Genomic DNA, 26738 nt, shown 5'->3' with positions numbered 1-26738 from the left:
CTGTTTTAGAACTCTGTTACTTTTGCAGTAGAGATATATCTGCGATCTGCAGGAATAGGTTACGTAGGTTATTCAGTAGCGTTAGACGGTTGGTCTTAAGCGCTTCGTCATCTGCCATAACCATTACGTTGTCAAAGAATGCATCGACAGGTTCACGCAGATCAGCCAATTTGTTAAGGGCATCTTGGTAGTTGCCTGTTGCAAACGCTGGCTCTAGTGCTTCAGTCATCACTTCAACGTTTTCTGCTAATACCTTCTCTGCATCTTCTTGTAGAAGTGCAAGATTGATTTCAGACGCTAGCTCACCATCGAATTTCGCTAGGATATTACCTACACGTTTATTCGCGGCTGCAAGTGCTTCTGCTGCGTCCAACTCACGGAAGTGAGAAACTGCTTTAACACGTTGATCAAAGTCAGCAGGTTTAGTTGGACGACGAGCTAGTACCGCTTGGATGATGTCAACGCTGAAGCCAGCATCTTGATACCATGCGCGGAAACGACCCAGCATGAATTCAAGAACGTCAGTTTCAACATTTACGTTGGTAAGCTTGTCACCAAGTAGCACTTTTGCTTTTGCAATGAGATCTACAAGGTCTAGGTTGTAGCCGTTCTCAACGATGATACGCAGTACACCTAGAGAAGCACGACGCAGAGCGAATGGGTCAGAACCTTTTGGTGCTTGACCAATACCGAATATACCTACGATAGTGTCTAGCTTGTCTGCCATTGCAACCGCTGATGACACACCGTTAGATGGTAGTTCATCACCTGCGAAGCGAGGCATGTATTGCTCGTAAAGCGCGAGTGCAACTTGCTCATCTTCACCGTCGTGCGTTGCGTAGTGCATGCCCATTACACCTTGAGTATCGGTAAACTCGAATACCATAGATGTCATTAGGTCACATTTCGCAAGCAGAGCCGCACGTTTAGATTTATCAACGTCAGCATTGATTTGCTCAGCGATGTAACCAGCAAGTTCAGTGATACGATCAGTCTTATCTTTGATTGTGCCAAGTTGCTTTTGGAAAATCGCCGTTTCTAGTTGCGGTAAACGATCGATTAATGGGCTCTTACGGTCAGTGTTGAAGAAGAACTCTGCATCAGCCAGACGAGGACGAACGACTTTCTCGTTGCCTTCGATAACGTGGCGAGGTTCTTTTGACTCAATGTTAGAAACGAAGATAAAGTTTGGTAGTAGCTTCTTGTTTTCATCGTAAACAGGGAAGTATTTTTGGTCCCCTTTCATGGTGTAAACCAAGGCTTCAGAAGGCACTTTTAGGAACTCTTCTTCAAACTTCGCCGTTAGTACTACAGGCCATTCGACCAGAGACGTCACTTCTTCTACTAAGTCATCTTCAAGATCCGCAGCACCGCCAACAGCCGCTGCTGCTTTTTGTGAATCAGCAAGGATAATAGCTTTACGTGCATCGTAATCAGCCATTACTTTGCCGCGCTCTTCAAGGATCGCTGGGTATTGCTCAGCTGAATCGATAGTGAATTCTTTTTCACCCATAAAGCGGTGACCACGAATGGTGCGGGCAGAACTGATACCAAGGATTTCACCTTCGATCAACTCGTCACCAAGTAGAATCGTCAGTGTTTTCACTGGGCGGATAAACTGAATTTCTGAACTACCCCAACGCATTGCTTTCGGGATTGGTAGGTTTGCTAAAGCTTTCGCTGCAAAATCAACCACAAGCTGTTGTACTGGAAGACCCGTTACCGCTTGTTTGAACAGTAGCCATTCACCTTTATCGGTAACCATACGCTCTGCCTGATCAACGGTAATACCACAACCACGAGCCCAACCTTGTGCGGCTTTAGTTGCGTTACCTTCAGCATCAAAGGCCGCTGAAATCGCAGGACCACGTTTTTCAACGATTTTGTCTGCTTGGCTTTCAGCTAGGTTTGCTACTTTCAAAGCAAGACGACGAGGCGTTGCGTACCATTTCACACCTTCGTGTGACAGTTCAGCTGCGTTAAGTTCAGCTTCAAAATTGGCTGCAAATGCTTCAGCTAGAGAGCGAAGTGCTTTCGGCGGTAGCTCTTCGGTACCGAGTTCAATTAGAAAATTCTTCGCCATTGTTACTTCTCCTCGTTGTTCTTTTTACACATAGGGAAGCCAAGAGCTTCACGTGATGCGTAGTACGCTTCTGCAACTGCTTTAGTCAAGTTGCGAATACGAAGGATGTAACGTTGACGCTCAGTTACTGAGATGGCTTTACGTGCGTCCAACAGGTTGAAAGCATGACCTGCTTTCAAGATGCGCTCGTATGCTGGTAGTGGTAGCGGCTTTTCAAGTTCTAGTAGCTGCTTACACTCTTTCTCACACTGTTCGAAGAAACTGAATAGGAAATCGACGTCTGCATGTTCAAAGTTGTACGTTGATTGTTCCACTTCATTTTGATGGAAGATATCGCCGTATGTGACATTTGAACCATCTGGTGCAACGTTCCATATCAAGTCGTAAACTGAATCAACTTCTTGAATGTACATTGCTAGACGTTCGATACCGTAAGTGATTTCACCTGTTACAGGTTTGCACTCAAGCCCACCGACTTGCTGGAAGTAAGTAAACTGAGTTACTTCCATGCCGTTTAGCCAAACTTCCCAACCTAAGCCCCAAGCGCCAAGAGTTGGGTTTTCCCAGTTGTCTTCTACGAAACGAATATCGTGAACAAGTGGATCGATACCAAGAACTTCAAGTGAGCCTAGGTACAACTCCTGAATATTATCTGGAGAAGGTTTAAGAGCTACTTGGAATTGATAGTAGTGCTGCAGACGGTTCGGATTCTCACCGTAGCGACCATCGGTCGGACGACGTGAAGGTTGAACATAAGCTGTCGCCATTGGCTCTGGGCCAAGTGCGCGTAGACATGTCATTGGGTGAGAGGTGCCAGCACCTACTTCCATATCTAGCGGTTGAACAATCGTACAACCATTTTGAGCCCAATAATCCTGCAGCGCGAGGATCATTCCCTGGAAGGTTTTGATATCGTATTTTTGCATAGTCAGGTTCGCGCGATTCTTCTGAATGATTAAAAAAATATAACAATCAAGTATACCCAGATATTGTAGATGGGAGTAGAGGCAATCTTGCTTATTTCATAGCCATCATGGCTAAGTTTGCCTAATTACGCGCATATTTATCTTTAATCTGGGTAAATTGAATTAAATGAGTGATTTTTGCTTACAAGTGAGAGGTTGCAGATAGACATCGCTCTGATTAGAATTGCGCCGTCTTTGGGGAGTAGCTTACTTATTCACAGCCTAGTGAGTGAGTTTGTTCGTCAACATAATTGGTGCAAAATCACCATGGCGTTCAAGGCTTACCAACTTAGGTGAGCTTAGCAAGACCTTAGACAAATCATCATGAACCGGGTGGGGCATGAGGTTTGTCTATGGTTATAAAATAATAATCCCCGCCCTATATGAGCATGTTGTGAGCGTTTTAGTTCTATCTTTAACTACAGTTGCGATCGCAGAGATCGGCGATAAAACCCAGCTTTTGTCGTTGGTATTAGCCAGTCGTTACCGGAAACCAATTCCTATTATTTTAGCAATTTTATTCGCCACGTTAGTTAATCATGCCTTAGCCGCTTGGTTAGGTGTTGTGATTGCTGACTACCTTTCTCCTGATATTTTACAGTGGGTGATCGCGATAAGCTTTTTACTAATGGCTGGTTGGGTTTTGATACCGGATAAGCTTGATGCGCAAGAAGAGTATTCTGGTCGCAGTGCTTTTTTGACCAGTTTTATGGCATTTTTCATCGCTGAGATTGGCGATAAAACTCAAATTGCCACGTCTATTCTCGGCGCACAGTATGCGGATGCTTTGATGATGGTGATAGTGGGAACAACGTTGGGAATGATGGTTGCCAATGTGCCCGTTGTGTTGATGGGAAAAATGTCAGCAGACAAATTACCTTTGGCTTTTATACGTAAGATAAGCGCTGTGCTATTTGTTGGTTTGGCGTTGGTGGCGGCTTTTATTTGATACCGCGGCTTAGTGGTTAACTGTATATCTTAGAGCGAGCAATGAGAGAGTTTTAATTTGCTCGCATTTTTGTTTACTTATCTCATGATATGAAAGATTAGTAATTGGTGTAATTATCCGACATTTAGGTGCTTTATTTTCGATCTATATCGAGAATGTGCGCAGCAAAGAGCTAAAAATACGTTGTTCACCTATCAAATACTGATTAGATGTTAACAATGGTGCAACTTATTGTTTTGTAATGAATTTTGTGCGTATTGATGCGGTGGGGTGAACTGGTTACTTTGTGTGCATGTCCATTGATAAGGTAATATCATGAAAACAACTGTACTCTCTGCGGTGATTGCTTCTGCACTGACTCTATCTGCCCACTCTGTAGTCGCTGCAGATCTGGATGATATGTCGAAATTAACCATCATTCCCAACCATAATCCTTCTCTTATTCGTAACTTTAACCCTTATGCAGTATCGCGTCTGCATACGGCACGTGATTTTATTTTTGAACCGTTAGTTGTTTTTAATGAGCTAAAGGGCAATGTGCCTGAGTTCCGTCTTGCTACTAATTATGAATTGAGTAAAGATCTGCTCAGTATCACGTTTGATTTACGTGAAGGCGTGAAATGGTCAGATGGTGAAACGTTCGATGCAGATGATGTGGTGTTTACCTTCAACTTAGTTAAAGCTAACACAAGCATTGATGATCGCGGTATTAACAGCAAAGTTAAGTCGGTAGAGAAGCTGGGTCCTTACCAAGTTCGCTTCCATTTGGTGGAAGTAAACACCAATATCAGTTATGAAATTGTACAAGTCCCAGTTGTACCAGAGCACCAATGGAATTCAGTTGGGGATCCAGCAGTATTTATGAACCCGAACCCTGTTGGTACCGGACCATTTACCGATATTCCACGATTCACGACTACATTATTTTTGCAATGTCGTAACCCACATTACTGGGATAACGCGAGTCTAGATGTTGATTGTCTACGTATTCCGCAAATGAACCATAACGACCAAGTGCTGGGTGAGTTGATTAACTCTCGCATTGATTGGGGCGGCTCGTTTGTTCCGGATATTGACCAAACTTACCTTAATGTATCACCCGATCATGGCTACTGGTTCCCGCCAGCAGGTACGCAAGCTTTTGTGTTTAACTATGAATCAAAAGACAAAGTGAAGCATGAAGTGCTGACGGATATTGATTTTCGTCGCGCTTTTTCTATGGCTCTTGATCGCCAAACATTGATTGATATCGCGAACTACGGTAACGCTGTATTGAATGACTTTGCCTCTGGTTTGGGCTACGCATTTGAAACTTGGTCTGATGAAGCGGTGCATAATAAGCACAAGCCATTCATGACTTATTCCCCAGAGAAAGCCAAAGCATTACTTGCTGAAGCGGGCTATAAAGATATTAATGGCGATGGTTTCATTGAATCGCCATCTGGTGCTGAGTTTGAGCTTTCTATTCAATCACCACAGGGTTGGACTGACTTCAATAACACCGTCATGCTTGCGGTTGAGCAGCTAAATGAAATTGGGATTAAAGTAAAAGCGCGTACACCGGATTTTTCTATTTACAACGATAGGATGATTGAGGCTAATTATGACATCGCGTACACCAACTACTTCCACGGTCCAACACCGCATAAATACTGGGATAGTGGTTACCATTCACGCTTACAAGAGTCAGAAGGGATGCCACGCTTTGCGATGCATCACTGGAAGAATGCAGAGCTAGATATATTGCTTGATAGTTTCTACAAAACTGCTGATCGCCAAAAGCAACTTAAAATCGCGCATAGTATTCAAAAGTTGATCGCGGAAAACCAAGTAACGGTACCGGTATTATCAGGCCCTAACTTCTATCAATATAACACCAAGCGCTTTACCGGCTGGTGGACGGAAGAAAATCCAAAAGGTCGCCCAATGATTTGGGAAGGTACGCCAGAGCGCCTACTACACGTGCTAGATCTAAAACCACGTAGCTAGTTTTACCTTAACAAAAAAGGCTCTAATCCTGTGATTAGAGCCTTTTTTATGTGCGTAAGAGTCAAGCTGGTTTGATTGAACGTAGATTGTTTTGAGTTATGGTGGGAGTGAGTAGATTTCAAACCCTCGGAGAAAAACGGGTGGATTGCGTGACCCGTGACATATTAGTGTCATCTTTGTCATGTTACTTTAACCTTAACCATTATTGGTGGAGGGCAAGAGTATGCTGACACGATACATGGGGATGACCCCAAAAAATCAAAGTTATCTATTCACCTTTGGATTAGTGTTAACCCTGCTAGGTATGATGCTTACCGATATGTGGCTGCCGATGGTGGCAGGTGCAATTATTTTGGCTGGTTTATCGGTCGAAGCTTGGATTCGAGTTGCTCATATCATTCCAATGCACGAAGAAATGAGGGCGATGCAAAAGCAAATCCATAAGTTGCAATCGGAAATTAGAACGATTGAATATAACGAATAGCAAAACGGCTGCCTTAAGAGGCAGCCGTTTTTCATTATATGGTTTGTGCGGGGAGCTTATCGTGTTGCCGCAGACCTTAGCTTAACCCTTTCTTGATTAAGTACTGATACGGCAGCGTTTCTGTTTGAGCGCTGATCAGTTGGTGATCCATGAAGCGACAAAAACTCGGGATATCTCGAGTTGTTGATGGGTCATCTGCTTTCACTAGCAGTACGTCGCCATTTTGCATGTTACGAATTGTCTTCCTGACCATCATTACTGGTTCTGGGCAGCGTAGTCCTTCGGCTTCTAAGGTATACGTAGCCTGTTCTTGATTGAATGTCATGGTCATCACTTCATTGCCTTTGGGGCGGTTGATAATACTAGTAGATAAAAAATATTCAATAATCACTTGGCAAAACGATCATTTTGTTTTAATTTAATTAACAACTTGGTAACAAAGCCATTTCAAACTTAAATAAGAGAAGGTTTTGTTGAGTGCTCTTTTTACTGCAGCTCAGCTAACCAAGAAGTAAATACCATGGTTAAGCAACTTGGCTTCAATTGTAGGGATTTGAGTTGAGATGCGCCAGTGGCAAAATTCTTGAGAGAGCACAAACTAGCTTATGCATATGATGAGTGCACTTCCACACCACACATTCCGACACTATCCCCAGTTTTCTTGGGCTTCCCCGCCGAAAGGCGGGATTTTTTTGTCCAATTTGTCTAAAAATGCCATGAAAGAAATCAAATAAATACAAATGATGAGTTAGAACATAAATCCAAGTGGCTTGAAAAATGTGTCAATGTTCAAGACTTTGAGTGCATTTGATATGGCATACAGTGTTGATTGACTTGGCTGTAGTACACTTAGGCAATCATCATTGTTTGGAAGCAGTCAGTGGAATTAGAAGACATTTACCGCCGAGATTTAAATTTGTTGGTCGCTTTGCGCGTACTAATTGAAGAGAGTAGCGTTAGTAAGGCTGCAACACGTTTAAATTTGAGCCAGTCAGCAATGAGCCGAGTACTAGGACGCTTGAGAAGCTTGTTAAATGACCCACTGTTCACTCGTCAGGGGCAGCAGTTAATCCCAACAGAAAAAGCGTTGGAGATTGATGCGCAACTTGGTGTGCCATTGGAATCCTTGCGTCAGTTACTCGCTCCGGCTGAGTTTGATCCGCAAATTTGCCAACAAACATTTACCATTGCTACGACTGATTATGCGATGCAGACTATTTTGCCGTTTGCTTTGCCAAGAATTTATCAAGAAGCACCATTGGTTTCGCTCAACTTCTTACCTTTACATCACGATCGTCTAGCTGATCAGCTCACCTATGAAGGGGCTGATCTGGCAATTTGTCGTCCAATTGGCGCTGTTGAGCCTTTACGTAGTGAGGTTATTGGGCGGGTAGGGGTATTTTGTTTATTGTCTAAACATCACCCCTTAGCAGATAAAGAGATGAGTCTCGAAGACTATTTAGGTTATCCGCATGCCATGATAGCCGTCAGTGATGGTGTTAAAGCGTTAATTGAACAAGCTCTGATTGATCTACCTGCGCGAAGAATGGTGCTACGTGCCTATCATCTGGAAGCTGCATTAGCGATTGTTGATACCATGCCATTGATTATTACTGTGCCTGCTGATTTAGCCTACCTTGTTTCTGAACGGTATGACTTAGTGGTTAAGCCATTACCTTTCCAATTTACCCCGTTTGATTATTCGTTGATTTGGCACCCACGCTGTGAGCACTCACCCGCTCAAGAATGGTTAAGAGGTATTGTACGAGAAGAGTGCAGCCGCTTGATTGCTAAGCGGATTGAAGATATGGGTTTAGATTAATTATCTGCGTCCTACTAGAAGTTGCAGATATATGCGGAACAAAAAGAGCCAGCTATGCTGGCTCTTCATCATTTCAGCTAAGCGTTATAGCTTAATGACAACTCGACCCGTTACTTGGCCGTTAGTGATGTCTTCTGCGTATTTTGGAGCATCAGCTAGATCGACTTCAGTACATGCTTGTTCGAAGTAGCTTTCAGGTAGTAGTTCAACCAGTTTTTCCCAAGCTGCGATACGTTTTTCAATTGGGCAATTAACAGAGTCAACACCTTGTAGACGAACGTTACGTAGAATGAATGGCATTACTGTTGTTGGTAGGTCAAAACCACCAGCAAGACCACAAGCAGCGACTGCGCTGTTGTAATCCATCTGTGCCAATACTTTCGCGAGTACTTTGCTACCAACAGTATCAACCGCACCGGCCCAAATTTGCTTTTCAAGTGGGCGAGCTGGTTCTTCAAACTCAACACGATCGATAATGCGACTTGCCCCTAATTTGGTTAGCAGAGGACCATTTTGTTCAACACGACCTGTTACTGCCGCCACTTTATATCCCAGTTGAGCCAGTAGAGTCACCGCAACTGAACCTACACCACCACTTGCACCAGTAACAAGGACTTCACCGGCTTCTGGTTTAACACCTGCATCAAGCAATGCCTGCACACAAAGCATTGCGGTAAAGCCTGCAGTGCCGATCATCATTGCTTTCTTGCTATCTAGCCCTTTGGCTAGTGGTACAAGCCAATCTGCATTTAGACGTGCACGTTGTGCCATGCCACCCCAGTGGTTTTCGCCTACGCCCCAGCCAGTTAGTACGACGTGGTCGCCTGTTTTGTAGCGGTCATCTTCTGAACTTACCACCGTACCAGCTAGGTCGATACCCGGTACCATTGGGAAGTTACGAATAATTTTGCCTTTGCCTGTAATCGCTAGGCCATCTTTGTAGTTCAATGATGAGTAATCAACCTCAATCAGAACATTGCCTTCAGGTAGTTGTGCTTCGTCGATCTGTTCAACTGAAGCGATAGTACGTTTTTCTTCTTGATTTAGGATTAGAGCATTAAACATAGGGATCTCCGCATGAGTGCAGCAAATGAACTGTGCCAAATTTACCAATATAGTGTAGTCGCGTTAGCGTTATGACAAAAATGAAACTTTAGCATTTAATCTATGCGTAAATTGCATTTATAGCTAAAAATCAATGTATTAATCATAGAATAAAGCCAGTCTCGAGACTGGCTTTATTGCTATTACTGAGTAAATGGTTAAGTAGAGTGCTAATCACATACTGCTTGCTTTGCGCTTGATGAAGCTAAGAAGAATTGATAGGACGGGTTATCAGTTTCATCTTTGCATTGATAACCGAGTTCTTGTAAATGTGCAGAGAAGCGAGTTAAGTCGCTGTCATTGAGCTCAAAACCACATAGTACACGTCCATAGTCAGCACCGTGGTTACGGTAGTTAAATAAGCTAATATTCCAATGAGTGCCTAAAGTGCTTAAGAACTTCAGTAAGGCACCGGGGTACTCTGGAAACTCAAAGCTATATAAACGTTCGGTAAGAGGTTTGGAAGGTTTACCTCCGATCATATAGCGGACGTGTAGCTTCGCCATTTCATCATCGGATAGATCAACAACTGGGTAGCCGCCAGTATGCAAATCTTGAATGATGTGCTCTAGCTCTTCTTGTCCACCATTTAGACGGACACCAACAAAAATATTTGCCAATGAGTCATCATTGTAGCGGTAGTTGAATTCAGTAACCGCTCGACCTCCGATTAAGTGACAAAAATCTAAGAAGGCACCTTGGTGCTCTGGAATGGTAACCGCGAGTAATCCTTCGCGCTTCTCACCAAGCTCACAGCGCTCAGAAACATAGCGAAGCCCGTGAAAGTTAGTGTTCGCGCCAGACAAAACAGTGCCTAATTGTTTGCCCCGCAATTGTTGTTTATCCGCGAATTTTTTCAACCCCGCTAGTGCTAATGCACCTGATGGTTCCGCGATAGCGCGCGTGTCTTCAAAGATATCTTTAACCGCGGCGCAGATTTCATCGCTTGAAACCGTAACGTGACCATCAATGTATTTTTCACATAAGCGGAAGGTTTCTTCACCAATGCGTTTTACCGCAACACCATCGGCAAACATACTGATTTGATCTAATACGACAGGCTCACCCGCATCAAGGGCTGCTTTTAAACAGGCCGAGTCTTCCGGCTCTACCGCGATGATTTTGATTTCAGGCATTAACTGTTTGACCAATACAGCTACGCCAGCCGCAAGACCACCTCCGCCAACAGGGACGAAGATATAATCTAAGTGACCATTTTGCTGCAGCATTTCCATGCCGATGGTTCCTTGCCCTGCGATCACCAAAGGGTGATCAAATGGCGGAACAAAAGTATAACCGTACTCAGCGGAAAGGCGCTCAGCTTCTGTTTTGGCTTCATCAAAGTTGTTGCCATGCAGTATTACATTACCGCCAAAACCTCGTACTGCTTCAACTTTTATGTCGGGCGTGGTTTTAGGCATTACGATGGTGGTTTTAATGCCAAGCTTAGTGCCAGAAAGTGCCATACCTTGGGCATGATTACCTGCCGATGCTGCAATTACCCCAGCAGCCTTTTGTCCGTCGCTTAAACTTGAAACCATGTTGTAAGCGCCACGCAGTTTAAACGAATGTACTGGCTGGCGATCTTCACGCTTAAGCTGAACTTGGTTGCCAATACGTGCCGACAACCTAGGCATAGCTTGCAGTGGGCTGACTATAGCAACTTCATAAACGGGCGCGCGCAGAACCTGACGCAGATAATCTGCGCCAGTGGGTTTTCGATCGTGCCTAGGGAAGGATTCCGTCATGTTTATCCCTCTAGCTTGCTCTTATCGCGAACAGCTCCTTTATCGGCGCTGGTTGCCATGATGGCATAGGCTTTTAGTGCCAAAGAGACTTCGCGTTGGCGATCAATGGGTTTCCAGCCGAGGGCATCTTGTTTTGCTCGGCGCTGAGCGAGTTCTTGCTCTGGGACTTGCAAAGTGATGCTACGGCTAGGGATATCAATCGCAATGATGTCGCCATTATTAACCAAACCAATAGCCCCGCCACTCGCTGCTTCTGGTGATGCGTGGCCAATCGAAAGACCGGATGTGCCGCCAGAGAAGCGCCCATCGGTAAGTAGTGCACAAGATTTACCAAGACCCATCGATTTGAGGTAAGTGGTCGGGTAGAGCATTTCTTGCATCCCCGGACCGCCCTTTGGTCCTTCATAGCGGATCACGACAACATCACCGGCTTTGACTTGTCCACCCAAAATACCTTCTACCGCTGTATCTTGGCTTTCAAACACAACCGCTGGTCCTTGGAATATCAGACTATCTTCATCGACACCCGCCGTTTTGACAATACAACCGTCGAGCGCGATATTGCCAGAAAGCACAGCAAGGCCACCTTCTTGGCTAAAGGCATTTTCTTTGGTGCGGATACAGCCATCAACGCGATCATCATCAAGACGATCCCAGCGGCAATCTTGTGAAAAGGCTTTGGTGGTGCGAATGCCCGCGGGACCCGCGCGGAAAAATTTCAGTATGGCTTCGTCTTCAGTTTGCATAATGTCGTACTGAGCGAGCTGTTCTTGCATGCTTAAACCAAGTACGGTTCGAGTTTGGTTGTTGAGTAAACCAGCGCGATCAAGCTCGCCCAAAATTGCCATCACTCCACCAGCGCGGTGAACATCTTCCATGTGATATTTCGGGGTAGAAGGGGCGACTTTACATAGATGTGGAACACGGCGAGACATCTGATCGATATCATCCATGTCAAAATCAATCTCACCTTCTTGTGCCGATGCCAACAAGTGAAGCACAGTATTACTTGAACCGCCCATAGCTATATCCAGTGCCATGGCGTTCTCAAACGCAGCTCGGTCAGCAATATTGCGAGGAAGAGCTGAGTCATCATCTTGTTCATAATAACGACGTGTAAGGTCAACAATGCGCTTACCAGCATTAATGAATAATTGCTCTCGGTCAGCATGCGTTGCTAGCATTGAGCCGTTACCCGGTTGAGATAAACCGAGCGCTTCGGTCAAGCAGTTCATTGAGTTAGCAGTAAACATACCAGAGCATGAACCACAAGTTGGGCAAGCGGAACGCTCGACTTGCTCACTTTGCTCATCTGATATGGTTGGGTCGGCACCTTGGATCATCGCATCGACCAAATCGAGTTTGATGATTTGGTCTGAAAGCTTGGTTTTACCTGCTTCCATTGGACCACCAGAGACAAAAATCACTGGAATATTGAGGCGCATTGCCGCCATCATCATCCCCGGTGTGATTTTGTCACAGTTAGAGATACACACCATCGCATCGGCACAGTGTGCATTCACCATGTATTCCACGGAATCGGCAATTAACTCACGAGATGGCAACGAGTAGAGCATTCCGCCATGACCCATGGCAATACCATCATCAACGGCGATGGTGTTGAATTCTTTGGCGATGCCACCTGCTTTTTCAATTTCGCCAGCAACCAGTTGACCCATGTCTTTTAGGTGCACGTGTCCAGGTACAAACTGAGTGAAAGAGTTAACTACAGCAATAATTGGTTTACCAAAATCTTCTTCTTTTACCCCAGTGGCACGCCATAACGCGCGTGCTCCAGCCATATTTCGTCCGTGGGTGGTGGTGGCTGATCGGTATTTAGGCATATCCTTTTCCTCTACTACTTGGCTGCATCTTGTGGGTAGACGTAATCAAGCCATCCCCATTTATCTTCGGTGGTACCATTGAACAGCCCAAAGTATGCATCTTGAATTTGTTTAGTGATTGGTCCGCGTTTACCTGAACCGACTTCAATTTGGTCAACAGAGCTGACAGGTACAACTTCTGCTGCTGTACCTGTCATAAAGATTTCGTCTGCAAGATAAAGTGCTTCACGGGCAATATTGCTTTCATGAACTTCATAGCCCATTTCGCGAGCGAGGGTCATGATCGAATCACGTGTGATGCCTGGTAAAATAGCGCTGGTTGATGGTGGTGTTGCAATAATGCCATCTTTGATGACGAAGATGTTTTCACCAGCCCCCTCGGATAGGTAACCATCAACACTGAGAGCGATTCCTTCGGCATAACCGTGACGACGAGCTTCACCACCAACAAGGAGTGAAGAAAGGTAGTTGCCCCCAGCTTTTGCTGCGGTTGGTATGGTGTTTGGTGCCGCGCGATTCCAACTTGAAATCATAGCCGCGACGCCATTTTCGAGTGCCTCTTCACCAAGGTAAGATCCCCAAGGGAAAGCGGCGATGATGAGATCTAATTCAGTGTCTGTTGGTGGGCAAACGCCTAAACCTACATTGCCAACAAATGCGAGTGGGCGAATGTAGGCACTGTCGAGTTTGTTCTGGCGTAGTGTTTCGCGAGTCGCTTCCATGATTTGTTCTACCGAATATGGAATTGGGAAGCGGTAGATTTTTGCGGAATTTTTTAGACGTTGTGCGTGTTCGCGATGACGAAAGATAATCGGTCCTTTTGGGGTGTTATAGCAGCGTACGCCTTCAAACACTGAAGTGCCGTAGTGCATTGCATGGGTGAGTACGTGAACGTTCGCCTCTGCCCAAGGAAGTATCTCACCGTTGAACCAAATGTAGTCTGCTGTGTTTGTTGCCATTAGTTGCCTTCCTTATGCACAGATTCTTTGTTGTAAGTTATTATTAGGTAGTTCATCACGAGCGATTTGTGTGACATCAACAGTACGAACATCCCAGAGTTTTTCAATTTGATTAGTAATAAATGAGATAGGGCGATCACTATCTACAATGATTTCAACGCTAGCGACGTGGCTCTCATGGTTTTGCGTTGCTGCTACTTGTTTGATGATAAAACCACGGTGACGAATAACACGCAGAACACGCTCTAGCAAAACCGGTTTATCGTCAGCCTTAATGTCGAGTAAATATCTTTCCATCTTAGGTGTTCTCCAGCATTTCACTATTAGACGCACCCGGTGGAACGAGTGGCCATACGTTCTGTTCTTCATCAATTAACACATGAAGCAGATAAGATGTTTTACTTGCTAGCATCTCTTTTAGAGCGGGCTCAACTTCTTGTTTGGTTGTGATGGTTTTACCTGGAATATCAAATGCTTTAGCTAAGGTGATAAAATCTGGGTTGTCATCAAGGATGGTTTCACTGTGGCGACCATCAAAGAATAATGATTGCCATTGGCGAACCATTCCCAAACGTTGGTTATTCAGTAACACGATTTTCACTGGGATTTGGCGACGCTTCAGCGTACCTAACTCTTGTACATTCATCATGAATGAACCGTCACCAGTGATTAGAATAGATTGGTCGTCAGGGCGCGAAACGGCAGCACCCATTGCGGCTGGTAAGCCAAACCCCATGGTGCCTAAACCTGCTGATGTGATGAAGTTTTGCGGCTCTCTCGGTTGAATATGTTGCGCTGCCCACATTTGGTGCTGACCAACGTCAGTCGAAATGATAGAGCTGTCAGGCATTAAATCGGATAGTTGCTTAAGCAAGGCTGGAGCATAGATAAGCTCTCCAGGATGGTCGTAACGCCATTTAAATCCACTGCGTAAACTTTCACTGTGTTTCACCCATGGGGTGATGTCATGAGTCAGCTCAAGCTGAGAAAGAATGGTTGGAATTTCACCACGTAATGGCGCGTGAGCGATGCGTAATTTGTGGATTTCTGCTGCATCGATATCAATATGAATGACTTTAGCATTCGGCGCGAAGGTGTCTAATTTTCCCGTAACGCGATCATCAAAACGCGCGCCGACGGCAATCAACAAATCACTTTCTTGAACTACTAGATTGGCTGCTTTTGTACCGTGCATCCCCAGCATCCCCAAGTAGTGAGGGTCGTGGCGTTCAATAGTTCCAAGCCCTTTTAGTGTGCTAACGGTTGGCATTGGGTTTAAACGTAAAAACTTTCGAACCGATTCGGTAGCATGACCTAGTTGAACGCCGCCACCTACATACAGAACAGGGCGTGAACTTTCAGATAGTAGTGCCTGAGCCTTAGCTATTGCCTCTTTACTGGCAATGGGCATTGCTGGTGGTACAAATGGTGTGAGTTGTGTGATTGGTGTTTGTGCAAGCTGAACATCTTTGGCGATATCAACAAGAACAGGCCCAGGACGACCGGTTTTCGCCACTTCGAAAGCTTCTGCCAACGTCGGTGCGAGGTCATTGATATCGGTCACTAAGTAGCTGTGTTTGGTACAAGATAGAGACATACCGATTACGTCCATCTCTTGGAAGGCATCGGTACCAATGTGCGAGCTAGCTACCTGACCTGTAATGGCGACAAGTGGAATAGAATCCATAAACGCATCGGCAAGCCCTGTTACTAGGTTGGTTGCCCCCGGACCAGATGTCGCCATACAAACGGCGACTTCTTGTGAAGCTCGAGCCATACCAATTGCAGCCATCGCTGCTCCTTGTTCATGACGGCAAAGGATGTGTTCAACATTGCCGTCATAAAGTGCGTCATAGATTGGCATAATGGCACCGCCAGGGTAGCCAAAGATGGTTTTGATCCCTTGTTGCTGCAACGCGGCAACGACTAATTCTGCACCTGTCATTGTCCGCCTCCTTCGCTACTTGCGTAGCATTCCTTGTGTTGTTTGCACTTCATGTGCGCTCCCATTCTTCCTGATATCGCTCGCTTGTTATCCTTCAAGGTGAGCGATTGTTATTTTAAATTTCTTGCCGTGTCTTGCCTAAAAAACATTCAAATTGGTTAAAAAAAACCCCCGAACCTTTCAGTGCGGGGGTTTGTCTAATTCTTGGCTATCTTTCGCCCACTAGACCCCGCGCGATCCGATAATGACCACGATAATCAGGGAAATCAGTGAATGTAAGCGGGCGTTCAAGTTCATTATTAATTCTTAACCGTTGTGTTCGCGCAATGGGTACGTCGACTTTTCTATTACTAGTGGTATCACATATTTCCGTTAATTGACAAGCAAAAACTCATTCTTTTTTCACATTATCTCAGCAACTAACCACGCTATATAACAATAGTGCTATAAAAATAAGCGCTTGGATAGATGGAGCGTATAAGGAGACGTATGGGGTTAGCGGTGGTTTATAGTCGTGCATCAGTGGGAGTAGAAGCTCCTTTGGTGACAGTTGAAGTGCATATTAGCAATGGTATGCCGGGGTTTGCTTTGGTGGGATTACCGGAAACAACCGTCAAGGAATCTCGTGATCGAGTACGTAGTGCGATCATAAATTCTCGCTTTGAATTTCCAGCGAAGCGGATCACCGTTAATCTTGCCCCTGCAGATTTGCCTAAGGAGGGGGGCCGATTTGATTTACCAATCGCATTAGGTATTTTGGCGGCTTCTGAACAAATCCCTCTTAGCGCATTTAGTCAGCGTGAATTTCTTGGTGAACTGGCGTTATCGGGAGAATTGCGAGGTGTTAAAGGGGTATTACCTGCGGCACTTGTTGTGCAAAGCCAAGGGCGGGGTTTAGTCGTACCGCATATTAATGGTGATCAAGCCGCATTGGTTGGTAAACAGATACATAAATCGGCGCATAGCTTACTCGAGGTTTGCGCTGATCTCTGCGGGCAAAAAAGTTTGAGTTTACATCAAACAGATTCGGTACAAACGAACGATCTGCTCGAAAGGGACCTGCAAGATATCATTGGTCAACAGCAGGGCAAGCGTGCGTTAGAAATAGCGGCCGCAGGACACCATAATCTGTTATTTATCGGTCCTCCGGGTACAGGAAAAACCATGCTGGCTTCCCGTTTAAGTGATTTGTTGCCACAAATGTCGGATGACGAAGCGATGGAATCAGCTTCTGTGGCATCGTTGACTCAGCAAGAGATAAATCAATTTAATTGGAAACGACGTCCATTTCGTTCGCCTCATCACTCCAGTTCAATGGCTGCGTTAGTTGGCGGTGGCTCTGTACCTAAACCGGGGGAGATATCTCTAGCGCATAATGGGTTACTGTTTTTAGATGAAATGCCGGAGTTTGAACGAAAAGTATTAGATGCATTGCGAGAGCCGCTAGAATCGGGCGAAATAATAATTTCTCGCGCCCAAGGTAAAACCCGTTTTCCTGCTCGATTTCAGCTAATTGGAGCACTAAATCCTAGCCCGAGCGGGCATTATGATACGGAAAAATATCATGCTAATTCTCATGCTGCATTGCGGTATTTAAGTCGATTATCAGGTCCTTTTTTGGACCGCTTTGATATGTCGCTCGAGATCCCAGCACTGCCTAAAGGCACCCTTGCCGAAGGTGGTGACAGAGGAGAAGAAACACTACTGGTCAAACGTAGAGTGAAAGTGGCAAGAGAATTAATGCTAGCGCGTGGCGGCAAAGCCAATGCATTGCTTGGGAGTAGAGAGATTGAGCGGGACTGCCCACTTGAAAAAAGTGATGCGCAATTTTTAGAGCAAGCTCTGCATCGGCTCGGTTTATCGATTCGTGCGTATCATCGCATCATCAAAGTAGCTCGCACTATTGCTGATTTAGCAGGAGAGGAGCGTATCCAGCGCACTCATTTAGCTGAAGCATTAGGTTACCGTGCTATGGATCGTTTGCTCAAACATCTGCATGCGCAAGCGGTATAAAAAACCCACCGTGAAGGGTGGGTTCTTGTCTTGTTTCAGCAGAGGTTAGAACTGGTAGCTCATACCTACAGACATCATGTATTCGTTTTTGTCGTAGAAATCGATGTTTGAATCGCTGCTACCGAAACCAGCAAATGATATTAATGACCAATCTTGCCAATCCATGAAGTTTGCGTATTCGTATGCTGCGAATAGGCTCATTTCGTCATCTTCACGAGTTGTATTGCCAAATGCTACGTTGCCCGCATCGTAATCACGAGTGTTGAAGCCAGCAGTTAAAGCAAACTGATGACGGTTTAAGAACTTGAAGTAGCTTAGTTCAACGCCATAGCCTGTGAATGAGTTTGCGTCGCCATCTGCATTAGAGCTGATGAAAGATAGGCGAGGTTTAAGCATGGTGGTTTGATCAACCATGTACTTGTAATCAGTTCTGAAGTAGAACGCATTTGCATCGCGGCGAAGTGATTCTTCACTTGCACCCAAAACATCGTTTTCAACGTCTTTAGTTGCATACGCCATGTCTACAGAGAATTTAGAACCCGCAATGTTCTCAAGTTTTAGGCGGTATGCGTTGCCATCTTCATCAGTGGTTTGACGGTTTGTTGCTTGGTATGGGTTAGCCCATACTTCACCAGACATGATAGTTGGTAGAATAGACGCATCGATGATCATGCCAGACGCAAGTTGGTACTTGTAGCCCATTTCAAATGCTAGTGTACCGGTTGCTATATCTTCACGAGACGTACCCGCGTAGAACTGTTGGTTTAGATCGCTGCCGAAAGTGTAAGAGATGTTTCCTAGAGGTAGTAGTAGACCACCATTAACAGCATCATTTGGAGCGCCTGAATCAGTTACATTAAGATCTTTGTTGCTGTCATCTGTGTTTAGGTTTGACTCGGTAGAGTAAAAACCAGTACTTAGTGATACTTCACCAGCGAATCCAGCTGTTTCAGCAAGCTGAGCTGATGCAGAGCCACTAATTAGAGCTAGTGTAATTAGAGAGTATTTTACGTTCATTTTTCCAAGATTCTCATCAAATTGGGCAGATCTTAACTAATCTGACCGATTCACTCGACTTCTCGAGCAACGGGTAGGTTTAATTGCATATCATTTTTTATTAGGCGCGAATTTTAACCTTATTTCTCATATTGGCGTATCTATTATTTTTTATTGACGTATCTAAGATATTTATCAATCTCACTACTTAGATGCTAATCGTTTGTTTTATTGTATTTTTTGGTTCCAGAGTTCTTAATGAAATAAAAGTGATGGATAATTTATAGTGCAAACAAGAGTTGAGAGTTGTAGGTAATCTTTGTTGGTGTGATCTGATGGGCAAGAAATGATGTTGATTGTGGGGATGAAAGCACGGGAAATTGAACGAACAGCGACAAAGGGAGTTAGGAAAAAGGAGCCGAGGCTCCTTTTGCTGTGGTTACTTTAGTGTTAGTAAATAGTTCACTAGAGCGAAGTACTCGTCAATACTTGTGATGGAGTCTGCTTGCACTAGATATTTGTTATTCACGATAACCGCTGGAACACCCGAAAGACCGCTGTCGTTAAACAGTTTATCAAAACGACGTACCATCGAATCTACCGCAAAGCCATTATAAGCGGCATCGAATTTCTTCGCGTCGACACCTTCATCAAGGAATATTTGACGTAATTCTTCAGAATTCTTTGGTCCTTGGCGCATGGTGTGGATACGGTTGAACAAGATCGGTGCCATTTTGTCTTCAATTTTTAGCACAATCATTGTTGCGTAAGCTTTGCTCATGGGCTCACCCATGGCACCACCCATAAATGATACATGGTTTTTTTGCAGTTTTACGCCCTCAGGCAGTTGTGCTTTTAGCTGACGAATGATCGGTTCAAAAGTATTGCAGTGCGGGCAATAAAATGAGAATAATTCAGAGACGACAGGTTTTTTAGCTAACTCGTGATCTAAAACTTTGTAGTATTCTCCTTCTGTAAACTTAGCGGCATGAACCGATAAGCTCATCATTAACATTGCAAATAGTGCCAATAGCTTTTTCATTATTATCTCCATGTGGTGCTTTGCTAACTTTACCATTGTGGCATTAGTGATAGTGGTGGCTCGTTGAGAGCCGCAATTTGTTCTTTAAATGACAATACCTGACCTTCCCAATATTTGGGGTCATTAAACCAAGGGAAGGCAATGGGGAATGCCGGATCTTGCCATCTTTTTGCCAACCATGCCATATAGTGCACCATACGTAGACCGCGCAATGGCTCAATTAGTTTCAACTCACTCATATTGAAGTCATTAAATTCTTGGTAAGCGTCTAAAATGATATCAAGCTGCATCATTTTGTCGGCGCGATCACCACTAATCAGCATCCATAAATCCTGCACGGCAGGACCGTTTCGAGCATCATCAAGATCGACAAACATAGGTCCGTCACGCCACAAAATATTGCCTGGGTGGCAATCACCATGTAAGCGTAAGATTTGATCGGGTTTTTGCCAGTTCTGCTCTATTCGGCTAATCAAAAGATCCAAATCACTAAAAAATGCATTTTCTAAGTGCATTGGAATGAATGGAGACTGTTGCAGGATTTCCCGTGGTTGATAGAGGTATTCCTCTAAGCTGACGGTTGGGCGATGAATAAAAGACTTACGTGACCCGACATTATGAATACGACCTAAAAATCGCCCGACACCTTCTAGCTGATCAAGGTTATCTACTTCAAATTGGCGACCACCAACACTGGCAAATAGTGCAAATAGGTAGCCTTGATATTCATGAAGTGTCTGTCCATTGATTATGCAAGGTGGAGCGATAGGGATTTCAGATTCAAGTAACTCGAGTGTGAAATCATGCTCTTCTTGGATTTGCTCTTTGCTCCAACGTTGAGGTCGGTAAAACTTCACCACATACCGCTGGCGTTCTTCATCAACAAATTGATAAACACGGTTTTCATAGCTATTGAGTGCCAAAAAACCTGATTCGGCGCGAATTCCAATGCTTTCTATCGCATACCACATAAAATCGGGGGTAAGCGCTTCAAAGTTAAATGCTGTCTCTGACATAGAAATAAAAGGGCTCATTGCTGAGCCCTTTCCGTATCCTTGGTTGGTTGAGCAGGTTATAACTTTTCGATAAACCTGCTTTCTACCGTAACGGTAAATTGTTCACTGTCAGACAGTATAAACTGAATTGTCGAAACAGGAGAGCTGAGATTCTCAGGGTTAATACCAAGGCTCATTGGTAAGGTGAGGACCTCGCCTGGCGCTACTTGTACCGTTGTTTTTCCGTACCAAGACACGCCATTTAAACCCGTGACGCTCAATTGATAGCTTTGAACTTGCTGAGTTTTATTGATTATCTTGAGGGTGTATGTGTTCTCTATTTCACCAGAACTGTTTTCACGAGACAATTGAGAACGATCGCGCAGTACATTCATGCCAACCGGGTCAACAGTCGCAATTTGCGCAAAGAATAGCCCGATAATCACCAGTAATACCATGCCATAACCAATCAGTTTTGGTCGCATTACTTTGGTTTTATGACCAGAGAGGCGATGTTCAGTTGTGTAGTTGATTAGACCTTTCTCATAACCCATCCTATCCATGGTTTGATCACAAGCATCAATACAGGCGCCACAGTTAATACATTCATATTGTAATCCGTCGCGAATATCGATACCGGTTGGGCATACCTGCACGCACAAGTTACAGTCTATACAGTCGCCTAAACCAAGAGCTTTGTGATCTGCCTTGCGTGAGCGAGGACCGCGATCTTCACCGCGTGCAATGTTGTAGCCAACAATAAAGGTATCTTTATCAAACATGGCTGATTGGAAGCGGGCATAAGGACACATGTGTAGACATACAATTGAACGCATCCATCCGGCATTTCCGTAAGTACAAACGGCAAAGAATAGAACCCAGAAAACCGGCCAAAAGCTAGCGTCAAAAATAAAAAAGTCCACCACCAGATCCCGGATTGGTACAAAGTAGCCAACAAAGGTAAACCCAGTTGCGAGAGCTATGGTTATCCAAGCAATATGTTTCAGTGTTTTGCGCATGGCGAGCTTTGCTGTGAGCTTATTGGAGTCTTGCTTGCGGCGCTTGTTGGCGTTGCCTTCTAATTTTTCTTCAAACCAGATGTAAATAAAAGTCCATACCGTTTGCGGGCATAGATAGCCACACCAAACTCTACCGAGGAAGGTGGTAATAAAGAACAGACCGAAGGCGGCAATTATAAATAAGGTAGCGAGTAGAGTCAGATCTTGTGGGTAAAGTGTGGTACCAAAGAAGTTGAATTGCTGGTTACCAATGTCGAGCAATATTGCTTGTCGTTCACCAAAGGGTAGCCATGGCACTAGACCAAATAGTAGTAATAAGAACCAGCCACCATAGCGGCGAAGCTTTTGGAATGTTCCTTTGCTTTCGCGAACATAGATACGATTGTTTGGGTTAAAACGATCGTCTTGCCCTTTATGGGTCTTGGGGTTATAAGTTTTGGGAGTCACATCTTTGATGTCGATTTTGTCCTGACTCATTACGCTTCCTCTAGGCTTTCAATGGCGCAGTTTCTGTCGTAGCGCTCATATTAAATAATGAAGTAACCAAGTCGTGCTCTACAAAAAATATGCTTAGAATGTTGTTTGAGCGCTTTGTACTTCAGACATTGCTTTTGAAATTATCATTAGAAGGGAAAGTATACAGTGAATAACAAATTCATTTCTTTAACGCTATCAACCTTTAACAATTATTTCCTTAATAAAAACCTGAAGTAACAGAGGATTTAACGTTAGATAATAAAAAAGCAGCTGATTGCTGCTTGTTTTAAAAGGGGTTGAGCGTTATTTAATCAGACCGCGCGCACGCAAAATGGCAGTTTTGAAATCATCTTCTTGGTCTTTTTTCAAACCTGGAATCATCTCATCTTTAGAGCTATTACGCATTTTAAGGTGGTAAATTAGAACATCATCGGTCAACTCTTCGAGTTGTCCTTGGTAACCAGCTTCATTAGCTAACTTAACAATAAACTGAAGCAAGTTGAGCTCTTGGTCTTTTTGCCACTCGGGCTCCATTAATTCAATTAACTCTTCGATGCGATGGCAATTCATTTACTTTCTCCACAGTATTTATAATGATTTTAGGACAAAGGTAACAAATCGGTATGGGGAATAGCAATCTACAAAGTGCAAGAAAAGCGTTAGATAGAAAAATGAGGCAAGAAAAAAGCGCAGCGTAACTGCGCTTCTTTATTATGCCGCCTTAATTTCTTCGCGTGGAGTTGTCACCAGAATGGCGTTTTTCTCTACCAAAGTCATAGTAGGCGCAATTTTTGGTGCGGCAAGCGCAGTGGTGAAACCACTGCGACGACGCGTTGCACTACGGTTTGTGTGCGAAAACCTGACTGTTGTTGGGCGCATCTAATTACCTAACTGTCAGGCATATCCATTGCCAACGTAATGACCTATCCAATCATGAGTTAAGCTTCATTACTGAAGGGTGGCTCTTTTCTGGCCTTCGCCAATCCAAATGCTTGAATAGGGATTATGATATGAAGAACATATCAAAGATAGGTTAGCACCCAGGCTGAAATTGGTCGATATCTAATCACTATAATAAAAGCATAAGTCACTATAAATTATAGGGATAAAAGTGTTTTTATGATGAGTTTGTGAACAAAGGCTAGTATCGGAGTGGTGAAAACCTGATCACTAGCAGTGGTAGCTAGGTTAATAATATGAGATGGTCTATGGAAATGAGACGGAGAAACCAAATAATATTATTGAGATCATCAGTTTGGTTTGACTAAGCCAAGTTTCAAGGAGGAGTAATATGTCATTTTTTAAAAAGACCCTCGCCAGTTTTGGTATTGGCTCTGCTCAAGTTGATTCGGTACTGCAGCAAGAAGTGCTCTATCCTGGTCAGAAAGTAAATGTGACCATTCATGTCTATGGTGGTGCGACCGAGCAAGCTATAGATAATATTGATTTAAAACTTTGTTGCCGCTACATCAAAGAAGTGCCGGTAAATCACGATAAAGCCCAGCATCAAACCACTCAGAAACGTCGAGCGCCGCAAAGCTATGTTTTGGCTAAATGGAATTTACCTTATGCCTTTACCATCCACCCTGGAGAAAAGCGTGATTTCGAAGTGGAATTGGATGTGCCGTGGAATACCCCGGTGACCATCGGTGATTCAAAAGTTTGGTTGGATACTGGCTTAGATATCGCATTGGCAAAAGACCCAACAGATACCGATATTTTAACCGTTCGCCCTGAACCGTTGATGGATGGAATATTATCCGCACTAGAAGCGCAAGGAATGCGTATACGCCAAGTAGAATGTGAAGCGGTGGATGGCTTTAGCCTGCCATTTGTTCAAGAGTTCGAATTTGTCCCTACAACAGGACCTTATCATGGACGTTGGCGAGAAGTTGAACTGGTGGCTTTTCGAGAAGAGCAGCAATTGAAGTTATGGTTTGAGGTTGATAGGCACCGTGAAGGTGCTAAAGGAATGTTAGCGTCGCTGCTAGGTGTGGGTCAGTTAAAGAGGGAGCTGACGATTTCTCTAACCGCTTCACCTCAAGAGGCCGGTCAACAGGTGTTGGACTATCTAGAAACCACGTGTTGATATAACTGCTATTATTTTAAGCTTACACGTGTAAGCTTAATGTGCCATACTCGGATGCAGACTTTGTCCAATCCCGAGTAGCCAGTTATGTCAGTAGATAAAAATTCCACCTCATACAATGTTAAAGAAGAAATAGCTAACACCATGACTCATGGTATTGGCATGGTCTTTGGGATTGTAGGGTTGGTGTTGCTACTGACTAAAGCGGTCGAGCATAATGCGGATGTGCTCACCATGACGAGTATGAGCATTTATGGAAGCAGCATTATCGTGCTGTTTCTTGCTTCAACCTTGTATCACGCCATCCCCTATAAACGCGCGAAGCGCGCTCTAAAAACCTTTGATCACTGCGCTATTTATCTCTTAATTGCAGGGAGTTATACACCGTTCCTATTGGTCAGTTTACGCACTCCATTGGCAATTGGTTTGATGATCGTCATTTGGAGTATTGCTTTAATTGGCATCATTATGAAATTGGCGTTCGTATATCGATTTAAAAAATTATCACTGATAACTTATCTTATGATGGGGTGGTTATCGTTAGTGGTGATCTATCAACTGGCTTTGAACGTGGAATGGGGTGGCTTAACTTTGCTGGCGCTTGGCGGGTTGATCTATTCGCTTGGGGTGGTTTTCTATGTGTCTAAGCGCATCCCTTACAACCACGCGATTTGGCATGGGTTTGTATTGGCGGGATGCGCCTGTCATTTCTTTGCTATTTATTATTTTGTTCAACCTATCTAACGATTCCGTTGAATCGTTTAACTAGCGTCGCCAAAAGGCAGGGAAGAAAAGTACTAAAATAGTCAAAATTTCTAACCTTCCCATTAGCATACCAAAGCTTAAAATCCATTTTGCAGCGTCAGGTAAGGGGGAGAAATTGCCGGTTGGGCCAATGATGCTGCCCATGCCCGGCCCCACATTTGCTACTGCAGTGATTGAGCCAGAAATACTGGTCACAGGATCAAGCCCCAGAGCACTCAAACAACCAGCCACCACAATGATAGTAATGAAGTAAGTTAAGCAAAAAGCGACCACTGAACGGACAATATCATCGTTAACTGGGCGATGATTATAGCGCTGAATGAATACGCCGGATGGGTGAATTAGCTTCATTATTTGTTTGTTTAACAATGTCATAGCGATCTGAAAACGAAATATTTTCACTCCACCTGACGTTGAGCCAGAACAAGCTCCGACCATTAATAAGAAGGCGAACAGTGTGGCGGGTAGTGCCCCCCATGCAGTGAAGTCTTCAAGACCAAAGCCAGTTGTTGTCACAACCGATATGATGTTAAACAGTGAGACGCGCACCGCATCGAGTATTGTGTAGCCGTTACGCAGTACCAACCATGTGCTGATCACTACACCAGTGCCTAAGACTAAGTAGAGAAACCCCCTGACCTGAGCATCTTTAATCAGAATGCTTGGTTTTCGCTTCGTCAGTGCGGAGACAAATAATAAAAAAGGTAAGCCACCCAAAAACATAAATAACGCTGCATTCCAGTGTGCACCGTGCGAGAAGTTGTTCATTGAACTATCAGAGGTGGAATAGCCACCAGTTGATAAGGTGGTGAACGCATGGTTGATGGCTTCAAACGCATTCATGCCAGAAAATATGAAGCCCAACATACAAAGCGCGGTTAAGGTGAGGTAAACCAATACGATATTTTTGGCGACAGTTTTAGCGCGTGGGCTACTTTTATCTGACCAATCCGATGATTCAGTTTGGAATAACTTCATACCGCCGACGTTTAGCATTGGCAAAATAGCTACCGCCATTACGATAAAGCCTATCCCCCCAAGCCACTGCAATATTGAACGCCAAAGCAAAATACTTGGCGCCATGTTATCGAGGCCACTTAGAACAGTAGAACCGGTGGTGGTAATGCCTGACATTGTTTCAAAATAGGCATCAGTGAAGCTGATGTGATTGATGAACACAAAGGGTAAGGCGGCAAATGCACTAGCAATGCTCCAAACTAAACTGGTGATCAAAAACATATCACGCACGCTGAGTTTGAAGGTAGCGGTGCGACCCACAGTTAAACAAGCAAAAGCAACAATGTGAGTGATTAAAAGTGACTGACCAAATTCGATAAAGCCAGAGGTGCCTGAAACAAATGCCACTATGGTAGGTACGTACATAAAAAGGGCGAGCTTAGACAGCACTAACCCTATAACGAACAGTACGGGACGAAAATTAACCATGTAA

At 44.3% G+C, this 26738-nt stretch carries 23 protein-coding genes; 7 read left to right on the top strand and 16 right to left on the bottom strand.

The features are described 5' to 3' along the window. Positions 1–16: 16 nt before the first annotated feature. Both glyS and glyQ read right to left on the bottom strand, forming a co-directional pair. On the bottom strand, positions 17–2083 hold the full coding sequence (gene glyS, locus L4C38_RS18775) for a glycine--tRNA ligase subunit beta (RefSeq protein WP_428799083.1): 2067 nt from the start codon (positions 2081–2083) through the stop codon (positions 17–19). A 2-nt stretch (positions 2084–2085) separates the two neighbouring features. Beyond that, positions 2086–3009 carry a glycine--tRNA ligase subunit alpha gene (glyQ, locus tag L4C38_RS18770; protein WP_428799082.1) on the bottom strand — a complete coding sequence of 308 codons (924 nt, stop codon included), beginning with the start codon at positions 3007–3009 and terminating at the stop codon, positions 2086–2088. Between the two features lie 433 nt (positions 3010–3442). On the opposite strand from glyQ, the gene L4C38_RS18765 reads away from it, so the two are divergent. The 3 genes from L4C38_RS18765 (at position 3443) to L4C38_RS18755 (ending at position 6470) form a co-directional block, all read left to right on the top strand. After that, on the top strand, positions 3443–3997 hold the full coding sequence (locus tag L4C38_RS18765; RefSeq protein WP_428799081.1) for a TMEM165/GDT1 family protein: 555 nt from the start codon (positions 3443–3445) through the stop codon (positions 3995–3997). 315 nt (positions 3998–4312) lie between these two features. Continuing rightward, positions 4313–5986: an ABC transporter substrate-binding protein gene (locus tag L4C38_RS18760; RefSeq protein ID WP_428799080.1), complete on the top strand. Its 1674-nt coding sequence runs from the start codon at positions 4313–4315 to the stop codon at positions 5984–5986. A gap of 223 nt (positions 5987–6209) precedes the next feature. Continuing rightward, on the top strand, positions 6210–6470 hold the full coding sequence (locus L4C38_RS18755) for a hypothetical protein (protein WP_428799079.1): 261 nt from the start codon (positions 6210–6212) through the stop codon (positions 6468–6470). 76 nt (positions 6471–6546) lie between these two features. On the opposite strand, the gene tusA is transcribed toward L4C38_RS18755, so the two are convergent. Continuing rightward, complete coding sequence (tusA, locus tag L4C38_RS18750; protein ID WP_428799078.1) at positions 6547–6795, bottom strand: sulfurtransferase TusA; 249 nt, start codon at positions 6793–6795, stop codon at positions 6547–6549. A gap of 555 nt (positions 6796–7350) precedes the next feature. Between tusA and L4C38_RS18745 the strand changes: the two genes are divergently transcribed. Next, complete coding sequence (locus tag L4C38_RS18745) at positions 7351–8292, top strand: LysR family transcriptional regulator (RefSeq protein ID WP_428799077.1); 942 nt, start codon at positions 7351–7353, stop codon at positions 8290–8292. Between the two features lie 84 nt (positions 8293–8376). Here the strand turns inward: L4C38_RS18745 and acuI are convergent, their stop codons facing one another. The 6 genes from acuI to ilvG all read right to left on the bottom strand — a co-directional run bounded on the left by acuI (position 8377) and on the right by ilvG (position 15892). Beyond that, the gene (gene acuI, locus L4C38_RS18740) at positions 8377–9357 is read right to left on the bottom strand and encodes an acrylyl-CoA reductase (NADPH) (protein WP_428799076.1); all 981 of its coding nucleotides are present in this window, start codon (positions 9355–9357) and stop codon (positions 8377–8379) included. Positions 9358–9566: 209 nt separating this feature from the next. Beyond that, on the bottom strand, positions 9567–11144 hold the full coding sequence (gene ilvA / locus L4C38_RS18735; RefSeq protein WP_428799075.1) for a threonine ammonia-lyase, biosynthetic: 1578 nt from the start codon (positions 11142–11144) through the stop codon (positions 9567–9569). Between the two features lie 2 nt (positions 11145–11146). Next, positions 11147–12988: a dihydroxy-acid dehydratase gene (gene ilvD / locus L4C38_RS18730; RefSeq protein WP_428799074.1), complete on the bottom strand. Its 1842-nt coding sequence runs from the start codon at positions 12986–12988 to the stop codon at positions 11147–11149. Between the two features lie 14 nt (positions 12989–13002). Then, positions 13003–13947: a branched-chain amino acid transaminase gene (locus L4C38_RS18725; protein WP_428799073.1), complete on the bottom strand. Its 945-nt coding sequence runs from the start codon at positions 13945–13947 to the stop codon at positions 13003–13005. A gap of 12 nt (positions 13948–13959) precedes the next feature. Then, complete coding sequence (gene ilvM, locus L4C38_RS18720) at positions 13960–14244, bottom strand: acetolactate synthase 2 small subunit (protein WP_428799072.1); 285 nt, start codon at positions 14242–14244, stop codon at positions 13960–13962. Between the two features lies 1 nt (position 14245). Beyond that, positions 14246–15892: an acetolactate synthase 2 catalytic subunit gene (ilvG, locus tag L4C38_RS18715; RefSeq protein ID WP_428799071.1), complete on the bottom strand. Its 1647-nt coding sequence runs from the start codon at positions 15890–15892 to the stop codon at positions 14246–14248. A 489-nt stretch (positions 15893–16381) separates the two neighbouring features. Between ilvG and L4C38_RS18710 the strand changes: the two genes are divergently transcribed. Continuing rightward, positions 16382–17905: a YifB family Mg chelatase-like AAA ATPase gene (locus L4C38_RS18710; RefSeq protein ID WP_428799070.1), complete on the top strand. Its 1524-nt coding sequence runs from the start codon at positions 16382–16384 to the stop codon at positions 17903–17905. Positions 17906–17950: 45 nt separating this feature from the next. Here L4C38_RS18710 and L4C38_RS18705 read toward each other — a convergent pair whose 3' ends face one another. From L4C38_RS18705 to L4C38_RS18680, 6 genes are all read right to left on the bottom strand, one after another. Further along, a complete protein-coding gene (locus L4C38_RS18705; RefSeq protein WP_428799069.1) occupies positions 17951–18922 on the bottom strand; it encodes a DUF2860 domain-containing protein in 972 nt (323 codons plus the stop codon). Between the two features lie 418 nt (positions 18923–19340). Beyond that, positions 19341–19943 carry a thiol:disulfide interchange protein DsbA/DsbL gene (locus L4C38_RS18700; RefSeq protein ID WP_428799068.1) on the bottom strand — a complete coding sequence of 201 codons (603 nt, stop codon included), beginning with the start codon at positions 19941–19943 and terminating at the stop codon, positions 19341–19343. Positions 19944–19972: 29 nt separating this feature from the next. Next, positions 19973–20959 (bottom strand): serine/threonine protein kinase, encoded by a 987-nt coding sequence (locus tag L4C38_RS18695; RefSeq protein WP_428799113.1) that lies wholly within the window; start codon positions 20957–20959, stop codon positions 19973–19975. A 56-nt stretch (positions 20960–21015) separates the two neighbouring features. Further along, the gene (gene ccoG, locus L4C38_RS18690; protein ID WP_428799067.1) at positions 21016–22434 is read right to left on the bottom strand and encodes a cytochrome c oxidase accessory protein CcoG; all 1419 of its coding nucleotides are present in this window, start codon (positions 22432–22434) and stop codon (positions 21016–21018) included. A gap of 303 nt (positions 22435–22737) precedes the next feature. Further along, on the bottom strand, positions 22738–23004 hold the full coding sequence (locus tag L4C38_RS18685) for a YihD family protein (protein ID WP_428799066.1): 267 nt from the start codon (positions 23002–23004) through the stop codon (positions 22738–22740). A gap of 141 nt (positions 23005–23145) precedes the next feature. Continuing rightward, entirely contained in the window at positions 23146–23313 is a 168-nt protein-coding gene (locus L4C38_RS18680) for a hypothetical protein (RefSeq protein WP_428799065.1), read from the bottom strand. Positions 23314–23725: 412 nt separating this feature from the next. Here L4C38_RS18680 and L4C38_RS18675 point away from each other — a divergent pair, with 412 nt between their 5' ends. Next, positions 23726–24523 carry a sporulation protein gene (locus L4C38_RS18675; RefSeq protein ID WP_428799064.1) on the top strand — a complete coding sequence of 266 codons (798 nt, stop codon included), beginning with the start codon at positions 23726–23728 and terminating at the stop codon, positions 24521–24523. 87 nt (positions 24524–24610) lie between these two features. Further along, on the top strand, positions 24611–25267 hold the full coding sequence (trhA, locus tag L4C38_RS18670; protein WP_428799063.1) for a PAQR family membrane homeostasis protein TrhA: 657 nt from the start codon (positions 24611–24613) through the stop codon (positions 25265–25267). A 21-nt stretch (positions 25268–25288) separates the two neighbouring features. Here the strand turns inward: trhA and L4C38_RS18665 are convergent, their stop codons facing one another. Beyond that, the gene (locus L4C38_RS18665) at positions 25289–26734 is read right to left on the bottom strand and encodes a TrkH family potassium uptake protein (protein WP_428799062.1); all 1446 of its coding nucleotides are present in this window, start codon (positions 26732–26734) and stop codon (positions 25289–25291) included. Between the last annotated feature and the right edge of the window lie 4 nt (positions 26735–26738).

This window comes from Vibrio kasasachensis (genome assembly GCF_050337565.1).
Classification (GTDB): domain Bacteria; phylum Pseudomonadota; class Gammaproteobacteria; order Enterobacterales; family Vibrionaceae; genus Vibrio; species Vibrio kasasachensis.
Note: the sequence above shows the minus strand (reverse complement) of the source record. Positions and strands in the feature narration are given on the sequence as shown.